Genomic DNA, 9002 nt, shown 5'->3' with positions numbered 1-9002 from the left:
CGATGGCGCCCGCACCCGCGACGAGGCCGAGCGCGGTGAGGACGGCGATCCCCCGGCGGCGGACGTGACGGGTGCCGGGGGTGCGGCCGCCGGCGGACCTGCTGCGGTCCGGGCGAGGGGGGCTGGCGTCCGCGGACGCGGACGGGCTGGTGCGGGGAATGCTCATCGTCGAACACCTCTCATGTGGTCCGACGTCGATGTCGGATGCCCGAACCGTAGGCACCCTCCCCTACGGGGGGCAAGGTATTCGAAAACCTTTGTTGTGTGTGGCAACGAACGCGACGCGGCCCCCGTCCTCTGAGGAGAGGACGAGGGCCGCGTCGCGATCGTGGTCGGATGGACCTGCGGATCAGGCCTTCGGCAGCGGCGGGCGCGGCGGGAGCAGGCTCGGGTCCACGATGCCCCAGTACGCCGGCATGGCCTCCTGGTGGTCGCCGAACGGGAGCGGCAGCTCCCACGGCTGGCCGATCGCGGGGCTGTGCAGCCACGTGCGCGAGTTGTCCGATCCCCAGAAGGTGACCGAGTCGAGGTCGCCGGCCTCCTGCCGGATCATCGTGAACAGGTCCTTGTAGAACCAGCCCACGGCCGCGGCCGTGTCGTCCGGGTCCGAGTAGATCGGCTCCGTGTGCGCCCGATTCTGGCTGTCTCCGGTCGCGGCCGCCTGCGAGGCGCCGACGTCGAGCTCGGAGATCGCCTCGAGGAGGTCCGGGTCGAGCGCCTTCACCGCCGTGATCGACGTGCGCAGCTCCTCGATGGAGCTGTTGATCCCGACGTGGCTCTGATGCGATACGCCCATGATCGGGATGTTCCGCTGGAGGAGGTCGGAGATCAGGCCGAGGTAGTCGGCGCGCTTGCTCGGCACGTCGGTGTTGTACTCGTTGATGAAGAGCTTCACGCCCGGGAAGTACTTCGCCGCGAGCTGGAAGCCCTCGTCGACGAAGCCCTCGCCCAGCACCTGGAACCAGCGCGTGTCCTTCATGTGGTGCGGGTTGCCGTTGGGGCCGTCGTCGATGACCTCGTTCACGACGTCCATGGCCCAGATGGGGCTGTTCCCGTCCGGGTAGCGGGACGCGATGTGGTCGGCGATCGCCTTGACATGGGCCTCCATGCGCGCCTTGAGCAGCGCCTGGTCGGCCGGGCTGTTGGTGAGCGGCCGGCCGTGGTCGAGGAAGAACCAGGCGGGGGTCTGCGGCATCCAGAAGTCGACGTGGAAGTACATCTCCATGGCGTGGGCGTCGGCGAAGTCGAGGAGCTCGTCGATGCCGCTGAAGTCGAACCGGCCCTCGACGGGTTGGATGGCGTCGGCCTTGCCCTCGTTCTCCGGGGTCATGGCGTTGAAGTGGCGGGCGATGAGGTCGGCCGAGGTGCCCTGCACCTCTCCGCTGCCCATCGCGACGCCGACGTGCTCGATGCCGGCGTCGCCGAGGACGTCCTTGAGCGCGGGCACCTGCATGCCGGGGACGGGCGTGCTGGGCGCGGCGGCGGATGCGGAACCGGCCGGGACGCCGACGGCGACGGCGGTGACGAGGGCCGCGGTCGACGCGAGGGCGGCGAGACCGCGACGGGGGCGACGGCGGAGGCCGCGGATCGGGAGGGACGGCGTCGGGGGGACGGACGCGTCGGGACGGGACGGGGTGGGACGGGATGGGGTGGGGGTCACTGGTGCCTCTCGTGCGTGGATGGGACACCGCGACCCTAGGGAGGTCCGTCCGCGCGTCGAGCGGGTTGTGGACAGGAGGCAACGAGGTCGCCGACCGTCGGCGCGTCGCCTGGCACGGCGTCTCGGGCCGGTCGCTCAGCGCCGGCGTCGGCCGGTCACGACCCGGGTGCCGTCGTCCTCGTCCGTGTCGTCGGCGGGGGCTGCGGACGCGTCGGCTCGCGCCTCGAGGCCGGCGGCTGCGAGCGCGTCGAGGGCGGCGTCGAGCTGCGCGTCCGCGACCTCGACGAGGAGCAGCCCGTCGGGAGCGAGCCAGGAGCCGCTGCCGCGCGCCACGCGCCGGAGGACGTCGAGCCCGTCGGATCCGCCGTCGCGCGTCGCCTCCGGCTCGTGCACGCGCGCCTCGGGCGGCATGAGGGCGAGCTCGCCGTGCGGCACGTAGGGCACGTTGGCGACGAGGACGTCGATCCGGCCGCGCAGGTCGCCGGGCAGGGCGTCGAACAGGTCCCCGCGGTGCACCTCGACGCCGCGCGGCTCGAGGTTGCGGGCGGCGCAGGAGACCGCGACCGGGTCCACGTCGGCCGCGTGCACGGTCGCGCCGGGTGCGTCGTCCGCGAGCACGGCGGCGATGGCGCCGGATCCGCAGCACAGGTCGACGACGACCGGATCGACGGCGGCCCGCGCCGTGGCGACGGCCGCCCGGGCGAGCCGCTCGGTCCGGCGGCGCGGCACGAAGACCCCGGGCAGCACGACGATCCGACGGCCGGCGAACGCGGCCCAGCCGAGCACGGTCTCGAGGGGCTCCCCGTCGACGCGAGCCGCCGTCATCGCCTCGAGCTCCGCCGCGCGGGCGCCTCCCCCGTCGTCGGCGACCGCATCGGGATGGCGGTCCGCCGCCTCCGCGACGAGCAGCGCCGCCTCCTCCTCCGCGAAGACGCAGCCGGCGGCCCGCAGGCGCGCGACCAGATCACCCTCGCTCCCGCGGACGCCGACGTGCCTGCTCAGATGCGCTCCGTCGAGCCGAGGTGCTCCAGCAGCGCCGCGGCGCGCAGGAGGTCGTCGCCGTGCACCGGCGGCCGCGCCTGCTGTGCCGCCTGCTCCAGCCACTCGGCGCGCGCCGCTCGGACCCCGAGGAGCAGTTCCCGGCCCCCGTCGGAGAGGTGCAGGTAGGACCCGACGGGGTCCTCGGACTCCAGCACGAAGCCCTTCTGCATGAGCGACGCGAGGCTCGGCACCGTGGCGGCGCGTGCCGTCCGCGTGTCGAGCGCGAGCGACGCCCGGTCCATCCTCTCGGTGCCGGAGAGCCGACGGAGGATGAGGATCTGGACGCCGGTGAGCCCGTCCCAGCTCGCGTCGACGGATGTGTCGATGCGCTCCGACACCGAGCTGAGCGCGTCGGCGAGGCGGGCGTGCGGGACGGTGGGGTCGGTCACTGTGCTCCTGACGGTGGGCCGCGCTCCGGCGGGACCGGGGCTCGGGCCTCCGGCCCGAGGGAGCGTCGTGGGGCTCACGCTAGCCCTCCCCGACCTCCGCGGACGAGTGCGGCGCGGCGAGGGGCCCGGACGCGACGACGCCCGCCGCGGCGTGCAGCCGGGCGGGCGTCGTCGTGCCGGTGTCCCGGCGCGTGGATCAGGACGGGAACTGCGTGAAGTCCGCCGTCGCGGGGTCGGCGCCGAGGCGCGTGCCGGACTCGAGGGTGTCGATCTCCGCGAGCTCCTCGACCGAGAGCTCGACCTCGATGCTCTGGAAGTTGGCCACGATGCGCTCCGGCGTCACCGACTTGGGGATCACGATGCGGCCCTGTGCGAGGTGCCACGTGAGCACGATCTGCGCGGGGGTGGCGTCGTGCGCCTTCGCGAGGCGCGTGACGATCTCCGACTCGAGGTCGGCGCCCTGGCCGAGCGGGCTGTACGCCTCGACCTCGATGCCGCGCTCCACCGAGAAGGTGGACAGGTCGTGCTGCTGGAACGTGGGGTGCACCTCGATCTGGTTGACCGCGGGCACGACGTCGGTCTCGGCCGCCAGCTTCTCCAGGTGCTCCGGGAGGAAGTTGGAGACGCCGATCGCGCGGATCAGGCCCTCGGCGTGCAGCGCCTCGAAGGTCTTCCACGTCTCGACGTAGAGACCGTGCTTCGGGTAGGGCCAGTGGATGAGGTAGAGGTCCACCGCGTCGACGCCGAGCTTCCGGCGGCTGTCCTCGAAGGCGCTGCGGGCGCTGTCCGCGCCCTGGTCGCCGTTGCGGAGCTTGGTGGTGATGAAGAGCTCCTCGCGCGGGATGCCCGTCGCCTTGATGGCGGCGCCCACGCCCTCCTCGTTGTAGTAGCCGGCGGCGGTGTCGATGTGGCGGTAGCCGGCCTCGAACGCGCGCTCGACGGCCTGCTGCGTCTCGGCCGGCGGGGTCTGGAAGACGCCGAAGCCCAGCTGCGGGATGGTGACGCCGTTGTTCAGGGTGATGAGGGGGGATGCCATGTGCTCTCGTCTTCTTCGTCTCGATGGTCACGTCGGAGGAGGGAGGCGTCGTCGTGCGCGCCTCACCGCCAGGATCCACCGTACGCCCGGCCCGCACCCGGGCGTCGTGCGGGCACGGCCGCTCCGCCCTGCGCGAACACGCGGATGCTCCGGGTCACGCCCGCGACACGACGGACGGGCGCCGCCCTCTCGCGAGGTGCGGCGCCCGTCGTGGTCGATCGGTCGAGCGGATCAGCGGCCGGAGGTCTCCAGCACGTAGCCCTCCTCGCCGTGGACGATCGTGTCGATGCCCGCGATCTCGTCCTCGTTCCTCACCCGGAAGCCCATGGTCTTCTGGATGATCATGCCGATGACGTACGAGAGCACGAAGGAGTAGATCAGCACCGCGAAGGCGGCGAGGGCCTGCTTGCCGAGCTGCTCGAGCGAGCCCGAGTAGACGAGGCCGACCTCCGTGGCGAAGAAGCCGATGTAGAGCGTCCCGATGAGGCCGCCGATGAGGTGGATGCCCACCACGTCGAGCGAGTCGTCGAAGCCGAGCTTGAACTTCAGCTCGATGGCGACGGCGCACACGGCGCCGGCGATGAGGCCGAGGACGATCGCCCAGGTCGGCGAGAGCGCGGCGCACGCCGGGGTGATGGCGACGAGGCCCGCGACCGCGCCGGAGGCGGCGCCCACCGAGGTGGGCTTGCCGTCGCGGATCTTCTCCACCACGAGCCAGCCGAGGATGGCGGCGGCCGGGGCGGCGATGGTGTTGAGGAACGCGATGGCCGCGATGCCGTCGGCCGCGAGCTCGGAGCCGGCGTTGAAGCCGAACCAGCCGAACCAGAGGAGACCGGCGCCGAGGAGCACGAACGGCGGGTTGTGCGGCACGTGCATGCCCTTGGCGAACCCGACGCGCTTGCCGAGGACGAGCGAGAGGGCGAGCGCCGCGGCACCCGCGTTGATGTGGACCGCCGTGCCGCCCGCGAAGTCGATGGCGCCGACGTTGTAGGCGATCCAGCCGCCGTCGACGGTGGATCCGTCGGCGACCGTGAAGTTGAAGACCCAGCTGGCGACGGGGAAGTAGACGACCGTGGCCCAGACGCCCGCGAAGACCATCCACGCGCCGAACTTCGCGCGGTCGGCGATGGCGCCGGAGATGAGGGCGACCGTGATGATCGCGAACGTGGCCTGGAAGGCGGCGAAGGCGAGCGTCGGGTACGCCGACGTCTGGTCGCCGAGGGCCGCCGTGTACGCGTCGCCGAGGCCGAGCTGGCCGAGGTCGATGCCGAGGACGCCGTCGATGCCGACGAAGCGCGGGTTGCCCGCTGCGCCGTCGGGGCCGTTGCCGAACGCGATGGCGTAGCCGTACAGGACCCAGAGGAGCCCGATGAGGCCCATGGCCCCGAAGCTCATCATCATCATGCTGATGACGCTCTTGGCCTTGACGAGCCCACCGTAGAAGAACGCCAGACCCGGCGTCATCAGGAGGACCAGCGCCGCGGCGATCAGGAGGAAGGCGGTGTTGCCTTGATCCATGGTGTTTCACCTCTCGTAGATCGTGCAGGGGGTCGGACCGGACGAAGGCGAGCTGCCGCCCGTGTGGTCGGGAGGTTCGGCGCGAGCCGGATGCCGGGTACCCGTCCAGTGTCCGGGGACGACGTTTCGCGGGCTCGCCGGACGTGTTTCCGGCGCGTTACACGCGTGGAGCCCGTGTGAACATCGTGTTTCCGCGGGCGGCGGGGACGCCCGGGACGGCCCCCGATCCAGGCACGCCGGAGGGCCGTGGGCTAGAGGTCGCGCCCGGCCGCGGTGAGCGAGATGAGCCGCGAGATCGCGCGCAGGTACTTCTTGCGGTAGCCGCCGGAGAGCATCTCGGCCGAGAACGCCTCGTCGAACGGCGTGCCCGACGCGAGCAGCGGGATCTGCGCGTCGTACACGCGGTCGACGAACGCGACGAAGCGGAGGGCGTCGGTCTGGCCCTGCAGCTGGGTGACGTCGCGGAGCGCGATCGCGTCCACGCCCTCGATCACCTTGACGTACTTGGAGGGGTGCAGGCGCGAGAGGTGCGCGACCAGCTCGGGGAAGGCGTCGACGGTCACGAACCGGCCGCCGGCCTGCGCGGCGTCGGCCCGCGCGTCGAGGTCGTCGTCGCCCACCGTGATCGCGTGGCCCTCGAAGGCGCGGCGGCGGTAGTCGAGCCCGTCGATGCGGATGGTGTCGAAGCGGTCGCTCATCGCCTGGATCTCGCGCAGGAAGTCGGCCGCGGCGAAGCGCCCCTCCCCGAGGGCGTTCGGGGGCGTGTTGCTGGTCGCGGCGATGCGGGTGCCGTCGGCCACCAGGTCGGACAGCAGGCGCGTCATCATCATCGTGTCGCCCGGGTCGTCGAGCTCGAACTCGTCGATGGCCACGAGCGTCGCGCCGCGGAGGATCCCGACGGCGCCCTGGTAGCCGAGCGCCCCGACGAGCGCCGTGTACTCGATGAAGGTGCCGAAGTACTTGGGTCCCGGCATGGCGTGCCAGAGCGACGCCAGGAGGTGGGTCTTGCCGACGCCGAACCCGCCGTCGAGGTAGACGCCGGGCTTCAGGGCGGGCGCCTTCCTGCGTGAGAAGAGGCCCCCGCGGGACCCGGCGCGGTCGCCCGAGAAGGCTCGGAGCACCTCGACCGCCTGCGCCTGCGTGTCGTACTCCGGGTCGGGCCGGTATGTGTCGAACCGCGCCTCGTCGAACTGCCGCGGCGGCACGAGGTGCGCGGCGATCTCGGCGCCGGTGATGCTCGGCGAGCGGCCGACGAGGGCGCCGGGCCCCGTGCCCTCCGCGTCGTGGCTCCGGGATCCGATGTCGGCGTTCGTCACAGGTGGGTCTCCGGCTGTCATGTGGCGGTATCGGGAAGGTCTCGCGCAGCGCGAACCGTTACCGTGGATGGTGGTCGACGCGCGGCGCCTGGCGCCCGCGGAACACCCACCAGACTAATCCGCGTCCCACCAGCGCGGCCCCCGCGGCCGCGAGATCAGGAGAGCCCCATGGCCGTCGAGCCGGACACCACCCCCAGGTTCGCCGAGTACGCCCACCCGGAGCGCCTCGTCGGCGGCGACTGGCTCCAGGAGCGCCTCGCCGACGGCGCCCTGACCCCCGGCCTCGTGGTCGTCGAGTCCGACGAGGACGTGCTGCTCTACGAGACCGGCCACATCCCCGGCGCGGTCAAGCTCGACTGGCACACCGACCTCAACGACCCCGTGCAGCGCGACTACGTCGACGGCGAGCGCTTCGCACGTCTCATGTCCGAGCGCGGCATCGCACGCGACAGCACGGTCGTCATCTACGGCGACAAGAGCAACTGGTGGGCGGCCTACGCCCTGTGGGTCTTCACGCTCTTCGGCCACGAGGACGTGCGCCTGCTCGACGGCGGCCGCGACAAGTGGATCGCCGAGGGCCGCCCGATCACGACCGACCGACCCGAGGTCACCCCCGTCGAGTACCCCGTCGTCGAGCGCCGCGACGAGGAGATCCGCGCGTTCAAGGACGACGTGCTCGCGCACCTCGGCAACCCCCTCATCGACGTCCGCAGCCCTGAGGAGTACACGGGCCAGCGCACGACGGCGCCCGCGTACCCGGAGGAGGGCTCGCTCCGCGCCGGCCACATCCCCACCTCGCGCAACGTGCCGTGGGCCAGGGCCGCGGCCGAGGACGGCTCCTTCAAGAGCCGCGCCGAGCTCGACGCCGTCTACCGCGAGGGCGCGGGCCTGGGCGACGGCGACGACGTCGTGGTCCTCTGCCGCATCGGCGAGCGCTCGAGCCACACGTGGTTCGTGCTCACGCACCTGCTGGGCTTCGAGGGCGTCCGCAACTACGACGGTTCCTGGACCGAGTGGGGCTCCGCCGTGCGCGTCCCCATCGTCCAGGGCGCCGAGCCCGGGGAGCTGCCCGCCCGATGACCGGATCCCCCGAGCTGCCCGCGGCGCTCGCCGAGATCCGCGACGACTTCCTCGCGCTCGAGCAGCGCGACCGGCTCCTCCTCCTGCTCGACTTCAGCAACGAGCTGCCCGCGCTGCCCGCGCGGTACGCCGAGCACCCGGACCTCCTGGAGCGGGTGGAGGAGTGCCAGTCGCCGGTGTTCATGTTCGTGGAGGTCGTCGACGGCGACGTGCACGTGCACGCGCAGGCGCCCGCCGAGGCGCCGACCAGCCGCGGGTTCGCCTCGATCCTCGCGCAGGGCCTCGACGGGCTCCCGGCCGACGAGGTGCTCGCGGTGCCGGACGACTACCCGTCCACCATCGGCCTCGACGCCGCCGTCTCGCCGCTGCGCATGCGCGGCATGACCGCGATGCTCGGGCGGGTCAAGCGGCAGGTGCGCGAGCGGCTCGCCGGATGAGGATCGCGCGGGCCGTCCCCGTCCCGGCGGCGGGCGAGGCGGCCGACGCCCGCGGGCTGGACGACGAGGGCACCAGGGAGTGGCTGGAGGATCTCTACCGACCGCCGTCCGCCGACCACGTGCGCCTGAACTTCGTTGCGTCGGTCGACGGCAGCGTGATCGGCGCCGACGGGTCGTCGGACAGCCTCAGCAGCGCGGTCGACCGGCGGATCCTCGGCGTCATCCGCGAGCTCGCCGACGTCGTGCTCGTGGGCGCCGGCACGGTGCGCGCGGAGCGGTACGTCCTCCCCCGCCGCACGCCGCTGGCCGTCGCGACCTCATCCGGCGACCTGGAGGGGCACCGCTTCGACCCGGACGCCGCTGCGGGCCGTCTCCTCGTCCTCTGCCCGCCCGAGGCGCGCGACCGGGCCCTCGCGACGCTCGGAGGAGCGCCGGCCGAGATCGTGTCCGTCCCGCTGGGCGCCGCGGCCGACGGGCGGCTCGGCGGCCACGACGTCATCGACGCCCTGCGCGGCCACGGCCTGA

The 9002-nt window shown here is 72.7% G+C and carries 9 protein-coding genes; 3 read left to right on the top strand and 6 right to left on the bottom strand.

The window, feature by feature from the left end:
- Positions 1-349 precede the first annotated feature (349 nt).
- The 6 genes from DZG00_RS09015 to zapE all read right to left on the bottom strand — a co-directional run bounded on the left by DZG00_RS09015 (position 350) and on the right by zapE (position 6960).
- Positions 350-1660 (bottom strand): endo-1,4-beta-xylanase, encoded by a 1311-nt coding sequence (locus tag DZG00_RS09015; RefSeq protein ID WP_119382612.1) that lies wholly within the window; start codon positions 1658-1660, stop codon positions 350-352.
- Positions 1661-1795: 135 nt separating this feature from the next.
- Entirely contained in the window at positions 1796-2611 is an 816-nt protein-coding gene (locus DZG00_RS09010) for a putative protein N(5)-glutamine methyltransferase (protein WP_375342497.1), read from the bottom strand.
- A gap of 47 nt (positions 2612-2658) precedes the next feature.
- Positions 2659-3090, bottom strand: coding sequence for a winged helix DNA-binding protein (locus DZG00_RS09005; protein WP_119381191.1), 432 nt, complete (start codon positions 3088-3090; stop codon positions 2659-2661).
- A gap of 196 nt (positions 3091-3286) precedes the next feature.
- Positions 3287-4126, bottom strand: a complete 840-nt coding sequence (locus DZG00_RS09000) for an aldo/keto reductase (RefSeq protein WP_119381190.1) — start codon at positions 4124-4126, stop codon at positions 3287-3289.
- A 231-nt stretch (positions 4127-4357) separates the two neighbouring features.
- Positions 4358-5644 (bottom strand): ammonium transporter, encoded by a 1287-nt coding sequence (locus tag DZG00_RS08995; RefSeq protein ID WP_119381189.1) that lies wholly within the window; start codon positions 5642-5644, stop codon positions 4358-4360.
- A 251-nt stretch (positions 5645-5895) separates the two neighbouring features.
- Positions 5896-6960 carry a cell division protein ZapE gene (zapE, locus tag DZG00_RS08990; RefSeq protein WP_119381188.1) on the bottom strand — a complete coding sequence of 355 codons (1065 nt, stop codon included), beginning with the start codon at positions 6958-6960 and terminating at the stop codon, positions 5896-5898.
- 168 nt (positions 6961-7128) lie between these two features.
- Between zapE and DZG00_RS08985 the strand changes: the two genes are divergently transcribed.
- The 3 genes from DZG00_RS08985 to DZG00_RS08975 form a co-directional block, all read left to right on the top strand.
- A complete protein-coding gene (locus tag DZG00_RS08985; protein ID WP_119381187.1) occupies positions 7129-8040 on the top strand; it encodes a sulfurtransferase in 912 nt (303 codons plus the stop codon).
- On the top strand, positions 8037-8477 hold the full coding sequence (locus DZG00_RS08980; protein ID WP_119381186.1) for a SufE family protein: 441 nt from the start codon (positions 8037-8039) through the stop codon (positions 8475-8477). Before DZG00_RS08985 ends, DZG00_RS08980 begins: the two co-directional genes overlap by 4 nt.
- A partial coding sequence (locus DZG00_RS08975; RefSeq protein WP_119455548.1) for a dihydrofolate reductase family protein occupies positions 8474-9002 on the top strand: 529 nt, incomplete at its 3' end. The genes DZG00_RS08980 and DZG00_RS08975, both read left to right, overlap by 4 nt.

The organism is Clavibacter lycopersici (genome assembly GCF_003576405.1).
Taxonomy (GTDB): Bacteria; Actinomycetota; Actinomycetes; order Actinomycetales; family Microbacteriaceae; genus Clavibacter; species Clavibacter lycopersici.
The sequence above is the reverse complement of the archived record's forward strand: the minus strand, read 5'-3'. Positions and strand labels throughout refer to the sequence as shown.